Here is a 20,738-nt window from a genome sequence, read left to right as displayed (position 1 = left end):
TGCCGAGTTCCCTGAGCCTCCACGCCTTTGTCCAGCCAAGCCCACGTCATCAAGACCCGCCTCCCCAGCCCGCCGCCGGCCCTGCCGGACCTGCTCGCCACGGTACATGCCGCGGTGCAGGAGCTGAAAGCCAAGGATGTCGTCGAGATCGACGTGCGCGGCAAGTCCAGCGTCGCCGACTATCTGGTGATCGCCTCGGGCACCTCCACCCGCCACGTCAAGTCGATCGCCGACGAAGTGGTGCGGTTCGCCAAGAAGCTCGATGTCATGCCGCTGGGCGTGGAAGGCGAGCGCGAAGCCGAATGGGTGCTGGTGGACCTGGGCGATGTCATCGTCCACGTCATGCTGCCGCGCGTGCGCGAGTTCTACGCGCTGGAGCGCCTGTGGACCGTCGGGGACCAGCCGCCGGAAGATGTCGAGACCGCCGACGAATCGCGCCTTTGACAGGTGCGCTCATGGCCAGGGAAGGTCGTTGGAATTTCTACGCACTCCGGGTGGATGACCAGCCCGCGTCGATTTACCTGGACCTGAGCCTAGCCGATGAAGTGCAGGCGGACGAGTACCCGGTCATGGCGTGGTTGCGCGTGGAGATGCGTGAACCCCGTGAGGACGGGCTGTCCAGTCAGCAGGAGTTCGACGCGCTGGTAGCGCTGGAAGACCGGGTGGTTCCGCTGCTGACGGCCGCCGGTCGGGCTGTTTACGCGGGGCGCAACACCTCCTCGGGTTGCCGCGATTTTTACTTCTACTTGGCGCAGGGCGAAGCCTGGGACGAGCAGGTTGAGCAGGCCATGCGCGCGGCGTCCGAGTATCGCTACCAGTCCGGACATCGCCCTGATCCGACATGGAGCACGTATCACGAGTTCCTCTATCCCGACCCGCGCACGCGGGAGTCGATGGAGAACCGTGATGTCTGCGCTGTCCTAGAAGACCGGGGCGACGAGCTGCGGCAGCCGCGGGACATCGATCACTGGGCCTACTTTCCCAGCCCGGATGCACGCGACGAGTTCCTGCGCAAGGCCGCCGCGATCGGGTTCGAGAACCGCACACCGAATCGCGACGATGACGAGGAGCAGGAGTGGGGTGCACAGGTGTTCCGCCGCGATGTGCCCGCGTATGGTGCCATCGACGATATCTGCCTGCCGCTGTACGACCTCGCGCACGAATGCGGTGGCCGCTACGACGGCTGGGAGTGCGAAGTGGTCATCCAGCCTTCCTAGCAGTACCCGTGGCCCGGTGCGGCGCTGTGCCTTGTGCCGTTAACATGCACGCATGAAATGCCGTCTCATCGCCACTGGCGAGCGTGCGCCGACCTGGGTCGCGCAGGGCTTCGCCGAGTACCAGAAGCGCCTGTCGCACTGGCTGCCGTTCGAGCTGATCGAAATCGAACCGGGCCTGCGCGGGAAGGGTCGCGATCCGCAGCGCGCGATCGAGGACGAAGGCAAGCGCGTGCTGGCGGCGTTGCCGAAGAGCGCACATGTCGTAGCGCTCGAAGTGACCGGCAAACCCTATTCTTCCGAACAGCTCGCGCAGCGGTTGGAGCATTGGCGGACACTGGGCCGCGATATCGCGCTGCTGATCGGCGGGCCGGAAGGCCATGCTCCGGACGTGCTGGCGGCTGCACACGAGAAGTGGTCGCTAAGTCCGCTGACCCTCCCGCACATGCTGGTGCGGCTGGTGGTGGCCGAACAGATCTACCGTGCCGCGGCCATGCTGGCGAACCACCCGTACCATCGCGCCTGAGCTGCACAGATCTTTGTGGGAGCGACGTGAGTCGCGAACGGAAGGCATGCGCTCCACGGATGGTCGAGGTAGAGAGTCCGCGACCCGCCGCGAGGTTGCCGGTACCCTCCGGTCCGCGGTCGCGACTCGCGTCGCTCCTACAGGGAACAACGAAAAAGCCCGCCTTCCGGCGGGCTTCTGCTTTCAGATCGGATGCATCACTGCAGGTTGAACGCGATCGGCACCAGGCCGTAGGCCTGTACCGCCTGCCCGTTCTGCATGGCGGGTTTGAAGCGCCAGGTCTTCAACACGTGCTGCAGGGCCGAGCGGTCGAGGTTGCGGTTGCCGCTGCTGGTCTCGATACTTACGTCGAGGGGCTTGCCGTCGATGTCGACCAGTACGCGCAGCACCACCGTACCTTCCACGCCGTTCTTCAACTCGCTGATCGGATAGCGCGGCGATGTGGCACGCACGTACTCCAGCGCGGCAGAAGGCAGGGGCCCCGTGCCCTGGGATGTGCCGCCGATCTCGCTGCTGTCGATCGCAGGAATGTCGATGACGCGCTCGCTGCCCTGCTCCACGAAGACGGGAACATCCACCGTGGGCGTCGTAGACGTCACCGTCGGCGTCGGCGTGGCCGGGCGCGGCTCTTCCCGCTTGACGACGGTCTGCTGCTCCACGATCGGCACGACGATGGGGATGGGATCCTCCTTCTGGATCCAGCGTACTTCCGGCTTCGGCTTGGCCGCAGGCGCGAGGGGCGGCGCTGCCATCGGGATGAGCAGCATCAGCAGGGCGGCGGCGTGAAGGGCGATGGCGGCCGCGATGGCGGCGATGCGGCCGATGTCGATGCGGGTATCGGAACCGTGGGGTAGTGCGCGAACCATGATCCACCTCCTTGAGGGCTGTGAACGGAACAACGCTCGGTCGCGGGGAGTGGGGTTGCAACGTCCCGGCGCCGCACGTCCAGACTGTACTCCGGCGGAGGGCGTCCGCAAGGGGGCGGGCGTTCGACCTTCGGCGTAGTCCGGTGATCCGGTCGCGCAACGAAAACGGCGCCCCTTGGGGCGCCGTCGTCGGGTAGGGGTCCGCAGCTCTTACTTGCCCAGTTCGAACACCACGTCCAGGTTGATCGAGACGGTGCTTTCGCCCGGCGAGACCGGCGGCGCGCCACTGGCATCGCGGGCTTCCATCTTGGCCATCGCCATCATCGGCATCGGGCGGAAGCCGCCGTTGCCTTCGGAGATGCTGACGATGCGGCGCACCTTCAGGCCCAACGACGTCGCGTAGGTCTCGGCACGGGCCTGGGCCTTCTTCAGCGCCGCCAGACGGGCCTCGTCGTAGACCGGCTCCGGGTTGTCGATCTCGAAGCTGGGACCGTTGATCTGGTTGGCACCCACGCCGGCCAGGGCGTCCAGCACCTTGCCCAACTTGGCGATGTCGCGGACCTTGATGCTGACCGTGTTGTTGGCCTGGTAGCCGGTGATCTTGGGGGCTTCGTTCTCGGCGTAACGGTACTGCGGGTTGAGGCTGATGCCGCTGGTCTGCACGTCCTTGTCGGCGATGCCGGCGGCCTTGATGGCGGACACGACCTTGGCCATCTGCTCGCTGTTCTGGCGCATGGCGGTATTGCCGTCGACGGCCTGGGTGACGACGCCGGCCGAGATCGTGGCGATGTCCGGGACGCGCGAGGCCTCGGCCTGCGCCGACACGTTGAGCAGGGTGCCGTCGGATGGGATCGCGTAGGCAGGGGTGGTCTGGGCGGACGAAGTCATGGCGGCGGTGGTTCCGAGGGACAGGGTCAGGGCGAGTAGCAGGGGGCGGATCAGGGTCGGACGCATGGGATCTCCTATCGTGGTTCGAGTGGCGTGCACCCGGGTCGTCGTCGACGCGCAAGGGTGTTCACGATGACATGAACGGGCTGTGATCTGCGGCGGGGTTGCGCGTTCCGGCCGATATCAGCGGCCATTCAGTCAGGCGGCGCGGGTTATTCTTCCGCGATGCTCTATCTGGCCTCCCAATCCCCCCGCCGTGCCGAACTGCTGACCCGCCTGGGGTTGACCTTCGGACGCATCGATCTCGATATCCCCGAGCACCGCCATCCCAACGAGCCCGCCACCGACTATGTCCGCCGCGTTGCCCGCGAGAAGGCCGGCGCCGGATTGCTCAAGGTCGTCGCAACCCCCGGTGCGGTGGTACTGGGCGCCGATACCGAGGTCATCCTGGAGGACGAAGTCTTCGGCAAGCCGGTCGATGCTGCCGACGCGGCGGCCATGCTGCGTCGCCTGTCCGGCCGTACGCATCAGGCGGTGTCCGCCGTCTCGGTGGTCAGCGCTTCGCGCGAGGCGCAGGCGCTGGTCATCACCGACGTCAGCTTCGCCGAACTGGACGAGGACGAGATCGCCGCCTACGTCGCCAGCGGCGAGGCGATGGGCAAGGCCGGCGCCTACGGTATCCAGGGGCGGGCCGAACAGTTCGTCACCCGGCTGGCCGGCAGCTACTCGGCGGTGATGGGGCTGCCGCTGCATGAAACGGCCAAGTTGCTGCGCGACTTCGGCATCCATCCCACGGCATCCGCCGCCATCGCGTCAGCCTGAGGAAGGATCCCCATGTCGGAAGAAATCCTGGTCAACGTCACCCCGCGCGAGACCCGCGTCGCGGTGATCGAAAACGGCATGCTGCAGGAACTGCACATCGAGCGAGGCTGGCGTCGCGGTGTGGTCGGCAACATCTACAAGGGCAAGGTGCAGCGGGTGATGCCGGGCATGCAGGCCGCCTTCGTCGAAGTCGGTCTGGATCGGGCCGCCTTCCTGCACGCGAACGACATCGTGCGTTCGTCGCCGGGCGCGGTGGTCGAGGGTGAGGATGCGCCGCTGCCAACGCCACCGGCCGCGCCGATCATGGACCTGCTGCGCGACGGCCAGGACATCGTGGTGCAGGTGGTGAAGGATCCCATCGGCAGCAAGGGCGCGCGCCTCACCACGCAGATCAGCATTCCCTCGCGCTACCTGGTGCTGCTGCCGCAGTCGAAGGTGATCGGCGTGTCGGCGCGCATCGAGGACGAGGCCGAGCGCCATCGGCTCAAGCAGGTCGTCACCGAACTGGCCGGCCTGCACGGCGGTCACGGCTACATCATCCGCACCAACGCGGAAGGGCAGCCTGCCGAGGCGCTCGCCGAGGACATCGCCTACCTGTCGCGCGTCTGGAATGTGGTGGAGCGGCGCGGTCGCGAGTCGCCCTCGTGCAGCATCCTGTACGAAGACCTCAGCCTGCCGCTGCGCGCGGTACGCGACCTGATCCGCAAGGACGTGGAAAAGGTCAAGGTCGACTCCAAGGAAACCCACGAGCGCCTGCAGGCGTTCGTGGCCAAGTACATGCCGGTGCTGGCCGAGCGCATCGAACTGTATTCGGGCGAGCGTCCGATCTTCGACCTGTACGGCGTCGAGGACGAGATCGCGCGTGCGCTGGACAAGCAGGTCCCGTTGAAGTCGGGCGGCTACCTGGTGATCGACCAGACCGAGGCGATGACGACGGTCGACGTGAACACAGGTTCGTTCCTCGGCCAGCGCAACCTGGAAGAGACCGTCTACCGCACCAACCTGGAGGCCGCGCAGGCGGTCGCGCGCCAGCTGCGGCTGCGCAACCTGGGCGGCATCATCATCATCGACTTCATCGACATGGACGATCCGGAGCACCGCCGCCAGGTACTGCGCACCCTGGAGAAGTCGCTCGCGAAGGACCACGCCAAGACGACGGTGTACGAGTTCTCGCCGTTGGGCCTGGTGGAGATGACGCGCAAGCGCACCGTGGAAAGCCTGGCACGCCAGTTGTCCGAACCCTGCCCCGAGTGCAGCGGCCGCGGCAGCATCAAGACCACGGAGACGGTGACCTACGAGATCTTCCGCGAGATCACCCGCGCCGTGCGCCAGTTCGAGGCCGCGCGCCTGCTGGTGATCGCCTCGCCCAAGGTCGTGGCCCGCATCACCGACGAGGAGTCGACCGCCGTCGCCGAACTGGAAGAATTCCTCGGCAAGTCGATCCGCTTCCAGGCCGACGAGCAGTACCTGCAGGAGCAGTTCGATGTCGTGCTGCTTTGAGGCCGGGATTGGAGAGTGGGGATTCGGGATTCGCAGCCTGCGCCGCGGCCCGCTTTTCCGAATCTCAAATCCCCATTGCCGAATCCCGGCGAGCGCAGCGAGCTGATGCCCACGCCGATGCGCCGCCGTCTGCGCCTGGCCCGCCGGGGTGCCGTATATGGCATCGCGGTGGTGCTGGTGTGCATGGCGGTGGTGCTTGGTGTCGCCAGCCAGGTGTTGCCGTTGGCCGAGCGGCATCCCGACCGCATCGCCGCCTGGCTTAGCGAGCGGGCCGGCCGGCCGGTGGCCTTCGATACGGTGAAGACGCAGTGGACGCGGCGCGGGCCGCTGTTGCAGCTGGACGGGTTGCGCCTGGGTGAGGGCGACGGCGGCGTGCGCATCGGCCAGGCCGAGGTGCTGGTGTCGATGTATGGCGGCCTGCTGCCGGGGCGTTCCTTCACCGAACTGCGACTGCGCGGCCTGTCGCTGACGTTGCAGCGCGGCGACGACGGCAAGTGGGCGGTGCGCGGCCTGCCGGGGCAGTCGCAGTCCACCGAAGATCCGCTGCGGAGCCTGGAAGGCCTGGGCGAACTGCAGGTGATCGACGGCAAGCTGGCCATCATCGCGCCGTCGCTGGGCTGGGATATCCGCCTGCCGGAGATCGACCTGCGGCTGCGGGTGCAGGGCGACCGCGTGCGTGCGGGAACGCGCGCCTGGATCCGCCGGGATGCCGCGCCGCTGCATGTCACGGTGGATTTCGACCGCAAGGCCGGCGATGGACGCGCCTACCTGGACGTCTCCGCGGAGGACATCGGTGCCTGGTCGCCGCTGCTGCGCTACGCCGGCGTGGTCGCCGAGCGCGGCAACGGGCGCGTGCAGGCCTGGACGGAGCTGCGCAAGCACCGCGTGGTGCTGGTGACGGCGGATGCACGCCTGCGTCAGATCGCGCTGCGGGGCGCGCCGCTGCCGGCGTCTGCCGCGCCGACACGCATCGCCTTCGAGCAGATGGAAGCGCGCATGCGCTGGCGGCTGGTGTCCGGCGGCTGGCGCCTCGATGCGCCACGCCTGCGGGTGGGTACGGCACCCGCCGTGCAGACACTCGATGGCCTGGTGGTGGCCGGTGGCGACCGCTACGCGCTGCTGGCCGACCAGGTGGATGCGGCGCCCTTGTTCGCCGTGCTGGGACTCAGCGACCGGGTCGATGCCGGCCTCCGCCGCTGGCTGGTGCAGGCGCAGCCCGGTGCGCGCCTCGCGCGCCTGAACCTGGCCGGCCGCAGGCATGGCGCACTGCGTGCGGAGGGGCAGCTGCGCGACATCGCGTTCAAGGCGGTCGGCGATGCGCCCGGGCTCAGCGGCCTGGCGGGCGATTTCGAGGGCGATGCCGATGGCTTCCGGCTGCGGCTGGATCCGTCCTCGACGATGCGCTTCGACTGGCCCAGCGGATTCGCCGTGGTGCACGACGTGCGCCTGCGGGGCGACATGCTGGGCTGGCGCGAAGGAAACGGCTGGCGCGTGGGCACCACGGCGCTGCAGGTGCAGGGCAAGGACTATGCGGCCGATCTGCGTGGCGGCCTGTGGTTCCAGGGCGACGGCACGCGGCCCTGGATCGATCTGGCGGCGGACCTGGCCGACGCGCCGGTGCCAGTGGCGAAGCGCTTCTGGGTCCACCACAAGATGTCGAAGACGGCAGTCGACTGGCTGGATGCGGCCCTGGTCGGCGGCACGGTGCGCAATGGTCGCGCCCTCGTCAGCGGCGATCTGGACGACTGGCCGTTCACCCGCCAGAACGGTCGGTTCGAAGCGGTCGCGCAGATCCAGCATGGCCAGTTCAAATTCCAGCCCGAGTGGCCGCAACTCGAACAGGTCGACGCCGACATCGCCTTCATCGGCAACGGCTTCGAGCTGAAGGGGCGCGGCGCGCTGGCGGAGGTGGACATTCCCGCCTTCCAGGCCGGCATCGCCGATTTCCGCGAAGGCGACCTGAAGATCACCGCGCGCACCGACACCGATTCGGCCCGCCTGCTTGCGCTGCTCCGGGAGAGTCCGCTCCGCAAGACCTACGGCGAAACCCTGGACCATCTGCAGGCCAAGGGCCCGGTGGCGGCGACCTTCGACCTGCTGCAGCCTCTGCGCGCCGAGCGGCAGGCGCGCAAGAAGCTGGCGGGCACGGTAGAGCTGAAAGGCGCGCAGTTGTCGGAGACGCGCTGGGACCTGGTGTTCGACAACATGCGCGGCAAGGCGACGTACGACGATGGCGGGTTCGCCTCGGGGCCGTTGCAGGTCGTGCACGACGGCCTGCCGGGCGTACTGGGCCTGCGCGCCGGCAGCGGCACGCGCGATCGCAGGCAGGCCTTCGAGGCCGATCTGTCCGCTGTGGTGGACGCGGACCGCCTGCTCGATCGCGCCCCCGAGATGGCATGGCTGAAGCCATACATGGACGGCCGTTCGCCATGGACCGTCGGGGTGGCGATTCCACGCACAGCGGCGGGCGCCGTGGCCGCGCCCACCCAGCTCAGCCTGACTTCGGATCTGGTGGGCACCGCGATGAGCCTGCCGGCGCCGATGCGCAAGGCGCCGGCGACGCCGCTGGCAACGACGGTGCGCGCGCCGCTGCCGATCGGCAGTGGTGAGATCGATGTCGCCTTCGGCGATGTGCTGGCGTTGCGTGCCCGCAATGCCAACGGCCAGACGGGTGTGCGTGTCGTCCTGGGCAGCGACCGGGTGAACGAGGCGCCGCCGTCGTCGGGCTTGGTAGCCACCGGCCGCACCGGTGCGCTGGATGCGATGGAGTGGATCGCCGTCGCGCGCGGCGGCGGCGGCGGTGGCGGTGAAGGCGATGGCCTGCCCCTGCGCCATATCGATGTCACCGCCGAACGGCTGCTGATGCTCGGATCGGTCTTCCCCGACACGCGCCTGCAGCTCGCGCCGGCGCAGCAGGCGTTGGCGGTGTCGCTGGATGGCGAAGCCCTGTCCGGCGCGCTGCTGGTGCCCGACGCGAAGGGCGCTCCCATCGCTGGCAAGCTCGCGCGCGTGCACTGGCGCAAGGCGCCTGCGCTTGGCGCATCGGCCCCCGGTGCGGGCGGGCGCGGCGCGACCGACGACATCGATCCTGCCGCGGTGCCGCCGCTGTCGCTGGAGGTCGAGGACCTGCGGTTCGGCGATGCGCGGCTGGGCACGGCCAAGCTTCGCACGCGCCAGCAGGCGGACGGCATGTACGTGGACCAGCTGCAGTTGCGCTCGCCCGGCCAGCAGATCGATGTGCGCGGCCAATGGACCGGCACCGGCAACGCGGCGCGCACGCGGTTCGCCGCCGACGTGAAGAGCGAGAACTTCGGCGTGCTGTTCGATGACGTGGGCGTCGGCGACCGCGTCGGAGGCGGCCACGGCCAGATCACCGCCGACGCCGGCTGGTCGGGCAGCCCGGCGGCGTTCCGCCTGGCGGCGCTGGAAGGCAGCGTGACGCTCGCCGTGCGCGACGGCCATCTGCTCGAAGTGGAACCGGGTGCGGGCCGCGTACTCGGCCTGCTGAGCGTCGCCGAAGTTCGCCGCCGCCTGATGCTCGATTTCAGCGATTTCTTCTCCAAGGGCTTCGCGTTCAACCGCATCGACGGCAACATCCGTCTCGATGGCGGACTGGCGCGCAGCGACAACCTGATGATCGACGGCCCGGCGGCCGAAATCGTGATCCGCGGCGACACCGACCTGCGCAGCGAGCGGTTCGACCAGACCGTGGACGTGAAGCCGAAATCCGCCAACGTGCTGACCGCCGTCGGTGCCGTCGCCGGTGGTCCCATTGGCGCTGCCGTGGGCGCGGTGGCCAATGCGGTGCTGAAGAAGCCACTGGCCGAGATGGGCGCCAAGACCTACCGCGTCACCGGCCCGTGGAAATCGCCCAAGGTCGAGGTGGTGGGACGCGAGCAATCACGTGCCCGCACCAACGAACGCACCGGCAGTGCCGACGCGCCCTGAGTCCCGGCGGGTCGTGGCCGCTTGCCGCGGCTGTCCTCCGCCCCCATGGTAACGACATGACTTTACCCATCCCGCTCGCCGAAACCCGCCTTCTCCTGCCTGCCGGCCTGGATCCGTCCGGCCTCGACCGCGCCTTCGGCACGTTGCTGGGGCCCGGCATCGATTTCGGTGACCTCTATTTCCAGCACGCGCGGCGCGAAAGCTGGACGGTCGAAGACGGCATCGTCAAGGACGGGGCGCATTCGATCGAACAGGGCGTCGGCGTGCGCGCCATCTCCGGCGAGAAGACCGGCTTCGCCTACTCCGACGACATCAACGCGCAGGCCCTGATCGACGCATCGAAGTCCGCGCGTGCCATCGCCCGCGACGGCGCCGCGCACGCGCCGCGCACGCTTGTGCGCAGCGGCGGCCGCGCGCTGTATGCCGGCGACGATCCGATCGACGCGATGGGCAACGATGCCAAGGTCGAGGCCCTGCGTGCGGTCGACCGTTTCCTTCGCGCCGCCGATCCGCGCGTGCAGCAGGTCACCGTCAGCCTGTCCGGCGGCATCGACACGGTGCTGGTCGCGCGCAGCGACGGCGTGCTCGCCTCCGACGTGCGCCCGCTGGTGCGCCTGAACGTGCAGGTGATCGTCGAACAGAGTGGCCGCCGCGAATCGGGCTATGCCGGCATGGGTGGCCGTTACGGTTATGCCGAACTGTTCGCCGATGGCAAGCCGGAGGATCTCGCGCGCGAGGCGCTGCGCCAGGCGCTGGTGAACCTGGACGCCATCGATGCGCCGGCCGGCGTGATGCCGGTGGTGCTGGGCAGCGGCTGGCCGGGCGTGCTGCTGCACGAAGCGGTCGGCCACGGTCTGGAAGGCGACTTCAACCGCAAGGGCACCAGCGTGTATGCCGGCCGCATCGGCCAGCAGGTCGCCGCCAGGGGCGTGACCATCGTCGACGACGGCACGCTGCCCGGCCGCCGCGGCTCGCTCAACATCGACGACGAAGGCACGCCGACGAACTGCACCACACTGATCGAGGACGGCGTGCTGGTGGGCTACATGCAGGACACCCACAACGCACGCCTGATGGGCGTGGCACCCACCGGCAACGGTCGCCGCGAATCGTTCGCGCACCTGCCCATGCCGCGCATGACCAACACCTACATGTTGGCCGGGCAGGACGATCCGGAGGACATGATCCGCTCGGTCAAGAAAGGCCTGTACGCGGTCAATTTCGGTGGTGGCCAGGTCGACATCACCAGCGGCAAGTACGTGTTCTCCGCCACCGAGGCCTACCTGATCGAGGACGGCCGCATCACCGCGCCGGTGAAGGGCGCCACGCTGATCGGCAACGGCCCGGAAACGATGCAGAAGGTGAAGATGGTCGGCCATGACCTGGCGCTGGACCAGGGCGTCGGCGTCTGCGGCAAGGACGGCCAGAGCGTACCGGTCGGCGTGGGCCAGCCGTCACTGCTGATCGAAGGCCTGACGGTGGGTGGGACGAAGGCGTGATGCGTCCTGGCCTGTCCCTTCTCCCATCGGGAGAAGGTGCCCCGCAGGGGCGGATGAGGGTGCGGCGGAATCCATGACGCCTGCGCTGCATGGACTTCGCCGGACCCTCTCCCCAACCCCTCTCCCGAGGGGAGAGGGGCTACATCGCGTCGTCTTCACGGATCCCCCGCGCTGCGCCGGTATCCGCCAGCAGATCACGCAGCTCGCGGAAAACCAGGCGTCCTTGCCTGTCCCTTCTCCCATCGGGAGAAGGTGCCCCGCAGGGACGGATGAGGGTGCGGTGGAATCCATGACGCCTGTGTCACATGGACTTCGCCTTACCCTCTCCCCAACCCCTCTCCCGGAGGGAGAGGGGCTACATCGCGTCTTTGTCGTGGTGGATGGCGTCGCCGCCGGCATCCGTCAGCACATCGCGCAGCTCGCGGAACACCATGCGTCCTTGTCTGTCCCTTCTCCCATCGGGAGAAGGTGCCCCGCAGGGGCGGATGAGGGTGCGGCGGAATCCATGACGCCTGCGCTGCATGGACGTCGCCGGACCCTCTCCCCAACCCCTCTCTCCCGCAGGGACTTCCTTCGGTCGCCGAGGGGAGAGGGGCTAGAGCGCGGTATCTCAGTCTTGATCTTCGTCCGCGACGTCGCCGCCGGCATCCGCCAGTACATCGCGCAGTTCGCGGAACAGTTCGCGGAACGCACGCGGGGGTTTATTCTTCGCCTTTTCTTCGGCCGCGTTGCGCACCAGCTGGCGCAGCTTCTGCCGGTCCGCGGTGGGGAACTCATCCAGCAATGCCGCCAGGGCGTCGTCGCCTCCGGCCAGCAGGCGGTCGCGCCACTGCTCGGCACGGTGCAGCAGGGCGGTTTCGCGACGCGCGGCGTCGCCGCCTTCGTCCATCGCATCGCGGATCGCTTCCAGCACCTCGTCGTCCTCGCGCCGCATCTGCTTGGCCAGGAACTGCAGCTGGCGCTTGTGCGCGATGTGCGAGGTGATGCGCTGGGTCTCGACGATGTGCGGCATCAGGTCGTCGGGAATCGGCAGGCGCGCCAGCTGCGCGGCGGGCAAGGCCACCAGTTTTTCGGCCAGGCTGCGGATCTCAAGCGCCTCGCCCCGTTGCTGGGTGCGGCTGGGGCTCAGGAATTCGCCGGTCTCGGGGTCGCGTCCGCGCATGCTGCTGCCTCTCTCTCGCGTCCGCCGCATCGTGCGGGCGCCTGGATACATTCGATCCGACGCTCCGGGCGCGGATCACAGGACACAAGGATAAAGCATTGAACGCCACCCCCCTGACTTCCCCCGACGACAGCCTGGCCCGGCTGGAACGCCTGCAGTCGCTGTCGCAGCGCCTGCTGGAGCGCGCGCGCGCGCATGGCGCCACCCAGGCCGAAGTGAGCTGCAGCGAGGAAACCGGCCTGAACGTCAACGTGCGCCTTGGCGACGTGGAGACCGTGGAGTCGACCCGCGACCGCGGCATCGGCGTGACCGTGTACTTCGGCCAGCGCAAGGGCAGTGCCAGCACCGCCGACCTGCGCGAGGAGAGCCTAGAAGCCACGGTGGCGCAGGCCTGTGCCATCGCGCGTTACACCGAGGACGACGAGGCCGCCGGTCTTGCCGATGCGGCACTGATGGCCCGCGACTTCCCGGATCTCGATGTCTGGCATCCATGGGCCCTCGACATGGATCGTGCGGTGGACCTGGCGCTCGCCTGCGAGGTGGCCGGGCGCGACGCCGATGCGCGCATCGAGAATTCCGATGGCGCTTCGGTCGGCAGTGGCGAGAGTCTGTCGGTGTACGCCAACTCGCACGGTTTCATCGGCCACGAGCGCGACACCCAGCACACGATCGGCTGCGCACTGATCGCCGGGCAGGGTGACGGCATGCAGCGCGATGGCTGGTACAGCACGGCGTTGTCGCACATGGAGCTGGAGGATCCGGCGGCCATCGGTCGCAAGGCCGCCGAACGCACGCTGTCGCGGCTGCAGCCGCGCTCGCTGGCCACCGGCGAGCATCGCGTGCTGTTCTCGGCCGAGGTCGCGCGCTCGCTGGTCGGCCATCTGCTGGGCGCGGTCTCCGGCGGCGCGCTGTACCGCAAGGCCAGCTTCCTGCTGGACCACGTGGGCCAGCGCATTTTCCCGGACTGGTTCGCCATCGAGGAGCTGCCGCTGCTGCCGCATGGCCTGCGCTCGTCGGCGTTCGACGCCGAAGGCGTGGCGACGAAGCGTTCGCACCTGATCTGCGACGGCGTGCTGGAGCGTTACGTGCTGGGCAGCTATTCGGCGCGCAAGCTCGGCCTGCAGACCACGGGCAACGCGGGCGGCGTCCACAACCTGCAGGTCAAGGCCAATGCGGGCGGTTTCGAAGAACTGCTCGCGGGCATGGGGACCGGCCTGCTGGTGACCGAGCTGATGGGACAGGGCGTCAATGGCGTGACGGGCGACTACTCGCGGGGCGCAGCCGGTTTCTGGGTCGAGCAGGGCGCGTTGGCCTACCCGGTGGACGGCATCACCATCGCGGGCAACCTCAAGGGCATCTTCGCCGGCATCGAAGCGGTGGGCAGCGACGTGGACCGCCGCTCGCACGTCGGCGTCGGTTCCATCCTGGTGGGCCGGATGACCGTCGCCGGCGAATAGTCGCGGCGTCGACGCGCGCCCGTGGCCGACGGCGACGTGTTTACCCGTTATGCTTGGCGTGCGGAGGGCTGCGGGGGAACGCAGCGCTCGACCGCCCACCACATTACTTTCGGGGATCCACACGATGAGCGAATTCGACAACGTCACCGCACCGCCGCCGCCGGCCACCGGTGATGCGCCGCAGGACCAGCGCACCATGTCGCTGCTGGCGCACCTGCTGGGCATCATCACCGGCCCGATCGGTGCGCTGATCATCTGGTTGGTCAGCAAGGACGACGCGTCCAAGGGTTTCGTCGTCGACCAGTCCAAGGAAGCGCTGAACTTCCAGATCACGGTGTTCATCGCCATCGTGATTTCGTGGATCCTCGCCTTCGTGCTGATCGGCCTGCTGCTGATGCCGCTGGTCGGCATCGCCAACCTGGTGCTGTGCATCATCGCCGGCATCAAGGCCAACAACGGCGAAAGCTACCGCTATCCGTTCGCCCTGCGCCTGATCAAGTAATCGATCCCGGCGGAACGAAAAAAGCCCGGCATGGCCGGGCTTTTTTCATGTCTGCGCTCAATGCGCACGATGGATGGCCAAGTCGCCGAGCGCGCGCAGGGCATCGGCATCGCCGTCGTACGGCGCCAGCGCTTCGCGCATCCGCCCATCGAGCTCGGCGAGCTTGACCTTCGCGCCGTCCATGCCCAGCAGCGCCGGATACGTCGACTTGGCCTGGGCCACGTCCTTGCCGGCGGTCTTGCCCAGTTGTTCGGAACTGGCTTCGATGTCGAGGATGTCGTCGCGCACCTGGAAGGCCAGGCCCAGCGCCGTGGCGAAATCATCCAGGCGCGCCAGCGTCGCGGTGTCGGCGCCGCCGGCCAGCGCGCCCATGCGCACCGCAGCGCGGATCAGCGCGCCGGTCTTGAGCGCATGCATGCGTTGCAGTTGGTCCAGCGTCTGCCGCGTGCCGGTCGCGTCGATGTCCAGTGCCTGCCCGCCGCACATGCCGGCCGCACCGGACGCCTGCGCCAGCGTTGCCAGCCAGTCCACGCGCAACGTGGCGTCGACAGCCGCCGCGGCCAGTTGCTCGAACGCACGCGTCTGCAGCGCATCGCCGGCGAGGATGGCGGTGGCTTCGTCGAAGGCGATGTGCACGGTGGGCTTGCCGCGGCGCAGGTCGTCGTCGTCCATCGCCGGCAGGTCGTCGTGCACCAGCGAATAAGCGTGGATCAGTTCCACCGCGATGGCGGGCGCGTGCAGCGTGGCCTCGTCCGTCTGCAGCAGCGTGCCGCTGGCATAGACGAGCAGGGCACGCATGCGCTTGCCGCCTCCCAGGACGGCGTGGCGCATGGCGGCATGCAATCGCTGCGGTGCCCGGTCGGCCGGAGGCAGTGCCCGCTCCAGATGGTCTTCCAGTCCCGCCGCCCAGTTGGCGAAGCGGGGATCAGCGGCCATCGGGCGCAGGCGCGAAGGGCTCGCCGTTCTCGGGCTGTTCCGGGTCGCTGAGCAGGCGCACGCGCAGTTCGGCCTGTTCGAGCGCCGTCTGGCATTGCCGGTACAGGCCCACCCCGCGTTCGTACGCGGCGAGCGAGGCTTCCAGGCTCAGGTCGCCGTGTTCCATCTTCTCGACCAGTTGCTCCAGTTCATCGAGCGACTGTTCGAAATGGGCGACCGGCGAGGCGTCTGCGGGGGGTTTCTTTGCCATGCGGCAAGTGTGGGGATCGGCTGCAGTCAGGTCAAACGCCGCGCGGATTCGCCGGCGGCGTCAGGTCAGCCGCGACGCCAGGTCAGCCGCGACGCCAGGTCAGGCGCGTGACGCGCGCGCGCAGCCAGGCGTCGCAGTCGGCCGACAGCACCAGGTCGCCGGCGGCCCAGAGCGCATCGCCGCGCCAGAGCAGCGGCAACTGGCGCCGTTCCCACGGCGGCACGCCCAGCGACTGCAGCACGTCCTTGAGGGCATGCCGGTGCGGGCGGCCGGGCAGGGCGATGCGCTCGCCGCCACGACGGGCCGCCAGTCGTAGCGGCGTCTCGAACGGCTCGCCTTCGTCCTGCAGCGCCAGCACGCCGCCATCCGGCAGCTGGAACGGTGCGGTGCCATCCCAGTCGGCCTGCCAGTCATCCGGCAAGGCGGGGCGCAGGCGTTCGGCGTGCAGCAGGCCGCGCCAGCGCCGCACCACCGCACCCTGCCAGGCGAACTCGGCCTGCGCGTCGGCGCGTGCGTCCAGCAGGTCCTCGTCGATGCGGGCCACGCCTTCGGCGGGCAGCGGTGGCAGGCGAAGCCCTTCGATCCAGCATCGCAACGCACGTGCGCGCGACGCGGCGGAGGCATGGCGCAGGGGCGCCACCGCCAGCGCGGCCGGGTCCAGCGTGGCGGCGAGGGCGAGCAGTTCGCGGTCCTGCCGTGACAGCAGGTCGGCCGCTTCGGCACTCAGTGCGGCGCTGCGCGCGAAGGCGGCGTCCGCCTGCGGCCAACGCTGCCGCAGCAACGGCAACACCTCGTGGCGCAGGAAATTGCGGTCGAACGTCGTGCCGGCATTGCTGGGGTCTTCGATCCACGCCAGCGATGCCGCGCGCGCATACGCCTCCAGCGCGGAGCGCGGTACGTCCAGCAGTGGACGCCATGCCCACCCCGCGCCGAACGCGCGCCACGGCCGCATCGCCGCCAGGCCATCCGGGCCGGACGCGCGCAGTGCGCGCAGCAGGAAGGTTTCCGCCTGGTCATCGCGATGATGGGCGAGAGCGAGGATGTCGCCGGCCTGCATGACGTCGGAGAAGGCCGCGTGGCGCGCACGTCGCGCCGCCGCTTCCACGCCCTCGCCCCGCGTCGTGTCCACGTGGACGCGACGGATCTGCAGCGGTACGTCGAGCGTCGCGCACAGGGCCTTGCAATGCGCGGCCCAGGCATCGGCGTCGGCATGCAGTCCGTGGTGCACGTGGATGGCATCCAGTCCGTGCCGGCGCGCGACCGGATCGTGCGCCAGCCGGTGCAACAGCACGGTCGAATCGAGTCCACCGCTGAAGGCCACCCGGACGCGCCCCGTCGCCAGGGGCGGTGACAGGATGGGAATGGGCGCGTCGGGACGGGACATGCCGCCATGCTAGCGGCGATGCGCATGCTGCGCAGCCGGTCGCCGCTGCAATGCGCGCGCCGTTGACAGGTTCTGAACCGACCAGCGGCGACCATGGCAGGTGCCATCGACACGAAGGAGAACGCATGACGGCTTCGACCGCCTCCCCGGTTGCGCAGGAAACCCGCCGCCAGCACGCCCTCGACCGCTACCACGTGGTCGACAGCCTGCCGGCCACCGTCTATGACGACCTGGTGAACGTGGCTGCCGCCCTGTGTGGTACGCCGATCGCCGTGGTCTCGCTGATCGACCGCGACCGGCAGTGGTTCAAGGCCCGCATCGGACTGGACGAACACCAGACCACGCGGGACACCGCCGTCTGCGACCACGCGATCCGCCAGCCGGACGAATTGTTGGAAGTGCAGGATCTCAACGAGGATGCGCGCTTCAACTATTTCCCCATCGTCACGGGCGAGGTCAAGGCACGCTTTTACGCCGGCATGCCGTTGGTGACGGACAAGGGTGAGGCCATCGGCACCGTGTGCGTGGTCGACACGCAACCACGCCGCCTCAACAGCCAGCAGAAAGCCTCGTTGCGCGCGCTGGCGCGGGTGACGATGGCGCTACTAGATGCGCACCGCGCTCATCACGATGCACGGGCAATCGCTGCGCTGCAGCCGGAGATCTCCCCCGTCGTTGCGACGCCCAGTGCACCGGCACCTTCACCATGCCCTGCGTATGCGGTGGCCATCATCGAGCTGCAGGGCATGGCCGACGCCGCGCGCCGGATAGGCGAACGCACGCTGGAGCGGCAGCTGCAGGGCATGGCGCCGGAGTTCGATGCCTGTGTGGCGGCGGAGCTGGGCGACCACGTCAGTCGCGTCACCGACAGTCCGGAATACGTCGCTCTCCTGCACGGCGACGGCGTGGAGTCGCGCATCCAGGCGCTGCGTACGGTCGCGCGTGACGCCGGCAGGCGCGAAGGCCTGTCGCTGCTCGTAGGTACGGCGACCGCCGCCTCGGGCGAGGCCCTGCATCGGGTCTATGCGAGGGCTGAAGAAGACCTCAGCCTGCAGAAGGATGCGGCAGCTAACGACCGCGCGGCTGCTTAACTGCGCGCCAGTGCGGCCAGCTCCCGCTTGGCAACCTCGATCCAGTCGCGTTGCTCGCGCTGGTAGTAGCGGGGCGCGGCGTCGGAGCGGTCGAGGATTTCCTGGAACACGCTGCGCGCGCGGGCGTGATCGCCCTGCCGCTTCAACAGCAGGCCGAAGCGGGCGCGGGCTTCCTCGCCCGGGTAGCCCTGCACGACGGCTTCGTATTCGTGTATGGCGGCCGCCGCGTCGGCGGTGTCCTCGACGGCGCGCGCATACAACAGATGGCCGTCGGCGGAGCGGAACCCGGGATTGGCGGCGATCAGCGCGTCCAGCGTGGCGCGTGCCTTAGCCGAGTCGCCCAGGCCGAACTGCGACTTCGCCAGTCCCAGCATCAGGTCCGGGTCGGTCGCATACAGGCCTTTCAGCGCCTGCTCGTAGAGTTCGCAGGCCTGCGCGTAGTCGCCGCTGCGCAGGCTTTCCTCGGCCAGCCGGCGCCGGTTCTCGGGCGTGTCCGAGGCCTTGAGCAGTCGCGCGGCATCGCGCCGGTCGCGATCCGGATCGATGCGGTCTCGCACCGAGCGCACCGTGCGCCGCGCCGAGGGGCTATGGCGCAGGTCGGGCAGGATTTCGGCGATGAAGTAGATGATCACCGCGAGGAACGAGAACACCAGCAGGATGAAGACCCAGTACAGCGGGCGCCCGGTGCGCACCACGTGCACGCAGCAGGCGATCTGCAGGGCGAAGGAAAGCAGGAGGAGTGGGCTCATGGGCGGCCTTGGGGCAGGGGCACGGACGGCTTGCGTGCGATCAGTGCGATCGAGTCATCCACGGTATCGTCCACGATGCGTCGCCCGCTGAGGTCGTAGGCCTCGGCATCGGCCTCGAAGCCCGCGTCCACCAGTTGCTGGCGCTGCTTTGCCAAGGTCAGGTAGTACAGCAGGGTGCTGTAGTGGTGGCAGACATCGTTGATGACCGAGTAGTCGTCGGCGTGCACTTCGTGCGGATGGTGGCGCCTGCGATTGCGCATGCGCAGCACGGTTTCACCGGTGAAGCGCAGCGACCGTACCGCCAGGCGCAGCGGGTTGAATGACCAGTCGAACGGTGGGAACAGGAATCCACGCCGGCACTCGGGCGAGTTGCGATTGTGGGTGGAGAACACGAAGAAGCCACCGGGGAGCAGCACGCGCTGGACTTCGCGCAGGATCAGCAGGCGGTCGGCGTGCGACACCATGCCGATGCCATTGCAGCTGAAGACGGCGAGGAAGATCGACGCATCGGCCACGTCCGACAGTGCGCGCGCATCGGCGAGCTCGAAACGTGCGTCCGGGAACCGTTGCCGGCAGGCGTCCACCATGCCCTGGCTGTAATCGATGCCCAGGTAGTCGTGGCTGATGCGGCGCAGGGCGGCCACCGTGCGCCCGCCGCCGACGCCGATGTCCAGGATGGGCTGGTCCTTCGCCTGCGCGGCCACCCGCTCGAACGTGGCCTGTTCGGCCTTGCTGAGGTCCCAGGGACGCGCGTAGTGGGTGACCACCGACGCGGTGGTCATGGTCTTCCTGTTGATGCGGTCGATCGACTCGCTCATTCCCCCTTCCCCCTGTGGCGCCTCATCAGTGCCGCCTCATTCCATCCCCATGGAACATCGCGGTGCCGGTGGACCGGCGCAAGCCGATCCCGCCGTACGTCGGCTCAGGCCGCCTCGTACGCGCCGTAACCGCGCAGGCGCTCGTAGCGCTTCTGCAGCAACTCCTCGACCGGCAGTTGTTCCAGCGCGTCCAGTTCGTTGAGCAGCACGGCCTTGAGGCGGACCGCCATCTGGCGCGGGTTGCGATGCGCGCCGCCGATGGGTTCGCGCACGACCTTGTCGACCAGGCCCAGGCCATGCAGACGCTTGGCGGTCAGGCCGAGCTGCTCGGCGGCGTCTTTGGCCTTGGCGGCGTCCTTCCACAGGATCGAGGCGCAGCCTTCCGGCGAGATCACCGAATAGGTGCCGTACTCCAGCATCAGCGTGCGGTCGCCGACACCGATGGCCAGCGCGCCGCCGCTGCCGCCTTCGCCGATCACCGTGCAGATGATCGGGATCTTCAGTTCGGCCATTTCCATCAGATTGCGGGCGATGGCCTCGGACTGTCCACGCTCTTCCGCACCCACGCCCGGATAGGCGCCCGGGGTGTCGATGAAGGTCAGCAGCGGCAGCTTGAAACGCTCGGCCATCTTCATCAGCCGCAGCGCCTTGCGGTAGCCCTCGGGGCGCGGCATGCCGAAGTTGCGCGCGATCTTGCTCTTGGTGTCGCGGCCCTTCTGGTGGCCGATGATCATCACGCTGCGGCCATCGATGCGGCCCAGGCCGCCGACGATGGCGGCATCGTCGGCGAAGGCGCGGTCGCCGGCCAGTTCCTGGAACTCGTCGCAGAACACCTTGATGTAGTCCAGCGTGTACGGGCGCGCCGGGTGGCGGGCCAGCTGCGAGACCTGCCACGGCGACAGGTCGCGGAAGATCTGCGCCGTGCGCACCCGCAGCTTGTCCTGCAGGGCATGCACCTCGGCATCGACATTCACCGCCGGGCCCGTGCTGGCGGCGCGCAGATCCTGGATCCTGGCTTCCAGATCGGCGATGGGCTGTTCGAAATCGAGGTAGTTCGGATTCATCTGCGGGCCATGGGCCGGAAAGGGGGAAAGTGTAGCCGAAGCGCTCCGGCGGTCACGTACGG

General features: G+C 68.7%; 19 protein-coding genes. 10 read left to right on the top strand and 9 right to left on the bottom strand.

The window, feature by feature from the left end; translation table 11 throughout:
• Positions 1-27 precede the first annotated feature (27 nt).
• From rsfS to rlmH, 3 genes are read left to right on the top strand one after another with little or no spacing between them, the layout of a single operon-like run.
• Positions 28-444 carry a ribosome silencing factor gene (rsfS, locus tag ASD77_RS00645; protein ID WP_055935896.1) on the top strand — a complete coding sequence of 139 codons (417 nt, stop codon included), beginning with the start codon at positions 28-30 and terminating at the stop codon, positions 442-444.
• Between the two features lie 11 nt (positions 445-455).
• On the top strand, positions 456-1,217 hold the full coding sequence (locus ASD77_RS00640) for a DUF695 domain-containing protein (RefSeq protein WP_055935894.1): 762 nt from the start codon (positions 456-458) through the stop codon (positions 1,215-1,217).
• A 52-nt stretch (positions 1,218-1,269) separates the two neighbouring features.
• Entirely contained in the window at positions 1,270-1,740 is a 471-nt protein-coding gene (gene rlmH / locus ASD77_RS00635) for a 23S rRNA (pseudouridine(1915)-N(3))-methyltransferase RlmH (protein ID WP_055935892.1), read from the top strand.
• A 197-nt stretch (positions 1,741-1,937) separates the two neighbouring features.
• On the opposite strand, the gene ASD77_RS00630 is transcribed toward rlmH, so the two are convergent.
• Positions 1,938-2,606 (bottom strand): energy transducer TonB, encoded by a 669-nt coding sequence (locus ASD77_RS00630; protein ID WP_055935889.1) that lies wholly within the window; start codon positions 2,604-2,606, stop codon positions 1,938-1,940.
• Between the two features lie 210 nt (positions 2,607-2,816).
• Positions 2,817-3,560 carry an SIMPL domain-containing protein gene (locus ASD77_RS00625; protein ID WP_055935886.1) on the bottom strand — a complete coding sequence of 248 codons (744 nt, stop codon included), beginning with the start codon at positions 3,558-3,560 and terminating at the stop codon, positions 2,817-2,819.
• Between the two features lie 159 nt (positions 3,561-3,719).
• Here ASD77_RS00625 and ASD77_RS00620 point away from each other — a divergent pair, with 159 nt between their 5' ends.
• The 4 genes from ASD77_RS00620 to tldD all read left to right on the top strand — a co-directional run bounded on the left by ASD77_RS00620 (position 3,720) and on the right by tldD (position 11,263).
• On the top strand, positions 3,720-4,316 hold the full coding sequence (locus tag ASD77_RS00620) for a Maf family nucleotide pyrophosphatase (RefSeq protein WP_055935882.1): 597 nt from the start codon (positions 3,720-3,722) through the stop codon (positions 4,314-4,316).
• Between the two features lie 12 nt (positions 4,317-4,328).
• On the top strand, positions 4,329-5,816 hold the full coding sequence (rng, locus tag ASD77_RS00615) for a ribonuclease G (protein ID WP_055935879.1): 1,488 nt from the start codon (positions 4,329-4,331) through the stop codon (positions 5,814-5,816).
• 75 nt (positions 5,817-5,891) lie between these two features.
• Positions 5,892-9,764 (top strand): YhdP family protein, encoded by a 3,873-nt coding sequence (locus ASD77_RS00610; protein ID WP_235578442.1) that lies wholly within the window; start codon positions 5,892-5,894, stop codon positions 9,762-9,764.
• Between the two features lie 56 nt (positions 9,765-9,820).
• Complete coding sequence (gene tldD / locus ASD77_RS00605; RefSeq protein ID WP_055935877.1) at positions 9,821-11,263, top strand: metalloprotease TldD; 1,443 nt, start codon at positions 9,821-9,823, stop codon at positions 11,261-11,263.
• Between the two features lie 610 nt (positions 11,264-11,873).
• Here tldD and yjgA read toward each other — a convergent pair.
• On the bottom strand, positions 11,874-12,425 hold the full coding sequence (gene yjgA / locus ASD77_RS00600; protein ID WP_055935874.1) for a ribosome biogenesis factor YjgA: 552 nt from the start codon (positions 12,423-12,425) through the stop codon (positions 11,874-11,876).
• Between the two features lie 98 nt (positions 12,426-12,523).
• Between yjgA and pmbA the strand changes: the two genes are divergently transcribed.
• Together pmbA and ASD77_RS00590 are read left to right on the top strand one after the other, a co-directional pair.
• Positions 12,524-13,882 carry a metalloprotease PmbA gene (gene pmbA, locus ASD77_RS00595; protein ID WP_055935871.1) on the top strand — a complete coding sequence of 453 codons (1,359 nt, stop codon included), beginning with the start codon at positions 12,524-12,526 and terminating at the stop codon, positions 13,880-13,882.
• Positions 13,883-14,006: 124 nt separating this feature from the next.
• Positions 14,007-14,384, top strand: a complete 378-nt coding sequence (locus ASD77_RS00590) for a DUF4870 domain-containing protein (RefSeq protein WP_055935868.1) — start codon at positions 14,007-14,009, stop codon at positions 14,382-14,384.
• A gap of 57 nt (positions 14,385-14,441) precedes the next feature.
• Here the strand turns inward: ASD77_RS00590 and ASD77_RS00585 are convergent, their stop codons facing one another.
• The 3 genes from ASD77_RS00585 to tilS all read right to left on the bottom strand — a co-directional run bounded on the left by ASD77_RS00585 (position 14,442) and on the right by tilS (position 16,954).
• Positions 14,442-15,320, bottom strand: coding sequence for a polyprenyl synthetase family protein (locus ASD77_RS00585; RefSeq protein ID WP_055935865.1), 879 nt, complete (start codon positions 15,318-15,320; stop codon positions 14,442-14,444).
• The gene (locus tag ASD77_RS00580; protein ID WP_055935862.1) at positions 15,310-15,570 is read right to left on the bottom strand and encodes an exodeoxyribonuclease VII small subunit; all 261 of its coding nucleotides are present in this window, start codon (positions 15,568-15,570) and stop codon (positions 15,310-15,312) included. Before ASD77_RS00580 ends, ASD77_RS00585 begins: the two co-directional genes overlap by 11 nt.
• 82 nt (positions 15,571-15,652) lie before the next feature.
• On the bottom strand, positions 15,653-16,954 hold the full coding sequence (gene tilS / locus ASD77_RS00575; protein WP_055935858.1) for a tRNA lysidine(34) synthetase TilS: 1,302 nt from the start codon (positions 16,952-16,954) through the stop codon (positions 15,653-15,655).
• Positions 16,955-17,079: 125 nt separating this feature from the next.
• Between tilS and ASD77_RS00570 the strand changes: the two genes are divergently transcribed.
• Positions 17,080-18,045, top strand: coding sequence for a GAF domain-containing protein (locus tag ASD77_RS00570; protein ID WP_055935855.1), 966 nt, complete (start codon positions 17,080-17,082; stop codon positions 18,043-18,045).
• Here ASD77_RS00570 and ASD77_RS00565 read toward each other — a convergent pair.
• The 3 genes from ASD77_RS00565 to ASD77_RS00555 form a co-directional block, all read right to left on the bottom strand.
• Positions 18,042-18,794 carry a tetratricopeptide repeat protein gene (locus ASD77_RS00565; protein WP_055935852.1) on the bottom strand — a complete coding sequence of 251 codons (753 nt, stop codon included), beginning with the start codon at positions 18,792-18,794 and terminating at the stop codon, positions 18,042-18,044. The genes ASD77_RS00570 and ASD77_RS00565 overlap by 4 nt on opposite strands.
• The gene (locus tag ASD77_RS00560) at positions 18,791-19,612 is read right to left on the bottom strand and encodes a class I SAM-dependent methyltransferase (protein ID WP_055935849.1); all 822 of its coding nucleotides are present in this window, start codon (positions 19,610-19,612) and stop codon (positions 18,791-18,793) included. Before ASD77_RS00560 ends, ASD77_RS00565 begins: the two co-directional genes overlap by 4 nt.
• A gap of 104 nt (positions 19,613-19,716) precedes the next feature.
• The gene (locus ASD77_RS00555) at positions 19,717-20,676 is read right to left on the bottom strand and encodes an acetyl-CoA carboxylase carboxyltransferase subunit alpha (RefSeq protein ID WP_055935846.1); all 960 of its coding nucleotides are present in this window, start codon (positions 20,674-20,676) and stop codon (positions 19,717-19,719) included.
• Positions 20,677-20,738: the final 62 nt, after the last annotated feature.

The sequence above is a fragment of the Pseudoxanthomonas sp. Root65 genome (assembly GCF_001427635.1).
Classification (GTDB): domain Bacteria; phylum Pseudomonadota; class Gammaproteobacteria; order Xanthomonadales; family Xanthomonadaceae; genus Pseudoxanthomonas_A.
Note: the sequence above shows the minus strand (reverse complement) of the source record. Positions and strands in the feature narration are given on the sequence as shown.

Bases quoted from the DNA above. Each gene is read 5' to 3' on its own strand.
- ASD77_RS00580 (WP_055935862.1), bottom strand. From the start codon at position 15,570: ATGGCAAAGAAACCCCCCGCAGACGCCTCGCCGGTCGCCCATTTCGAA.
- ASD77_RS00585 (WP_055935865.1), bottom strand. From the start codon at position 15,320: ATGGCCGCTGATCCCCGCTTCGCCAACTGGGCGGCGGGACTGGAAGAC.
- ASD77_RS00590 (WP_055935868.1), top strand. From the start codon at position 14,007: ATGAGCGAATTCGACAACGTCACCGCACCGCCGCCGCCGGCCACCGGT.
- tilS (WP_055935858.1), bottom strand. From the start codon at position 16,954: ATGTCCCGTCCCGACGCGCCCATTCCCATCCTGTCACCGCCCCTGGCG.
- ASD77_RS00620 (WP_055935882.1), top strand. From the start codon at position 3,720: ATGCTCTATCTGGCCTCCCAATCCCCCCGCCGTGCCGAACTGCTGACC.
- ASD77_RS00555 (WP_055935846.1), bottom strand. From the start codon at position 20,676: ATGAATCCGAACTACCTCGATTTCGAACAGCCCATCGCCGATCTGGAA.
- ASD77_RS00570 (WP_055935855.1), top strand. From the start codon at position 17,080: ATGACGGCTTCGACCGCCTCCCCGGTTGCGCAGGAAACCCGCCGCCAG.
- ASD77_RS00565 (WP_055935852.1), bottom strand. From the start codon at position 18,794: ATGAGCCCACTCCTCCTGCTTTCCTTCGCCCTGCAGATCGCCTGCTGC.
- rlmH (WP_055935892.1), top strand. From the start codon at position 1,270: ATGAAATGCCGTCTCATCGCCACTGGCGAGCGTGCGCCGACCTGGGTC.
- rng (WP_055935879.1), top strand. From the start codon at position 4,329: ATGTCGGAAGAAATCCTGGTCAACGTCACCCCGCGCGAGACCCGCGTC.
- ASD77_RS00640 (WP_055935894.1), top strand. From the start codon at position 456: ATGGCCAGGGAAGGTCGTTGGAATTTCTACGCACTCCGGGTGGATGAC.
- ASD77_RS00625 (WP_055935886.1), bottom strand. From the start codon at position 3,560: ATGCGTCCGACCCTGATCCGCCCCCTGCTACTCGCCCTGACCCTGTCC.
- ASD77_RS00630 (WP_055935889.1), bottom strand. From the start codon at position 2,606: ATGGTTCGCGCACTACCCCACGGTTCCGATACCCGCATCGACATCGGC.
- yjgA (WP_055935874.1), bottom strand. From the start codon at position 12,425: ATGCGCGGACGCGACCCCGAGACCGGCGAATTCCTGAGCCCCAGCCGC.
- ASD77_RS00560 (WP_055935849.1), bottom strand. From the start codon at position 19,612: ATGAGCGAGTCGATCGACCGCATCAACAGGAAGACCATGACCACCGCG.
- tldD (WP_055935877.1), top strand. From the start codon at position 9,821: ATGACTTTACCCATCCCGCTCGCCGAAACCCGCCTTCTCCTGCCTGCC.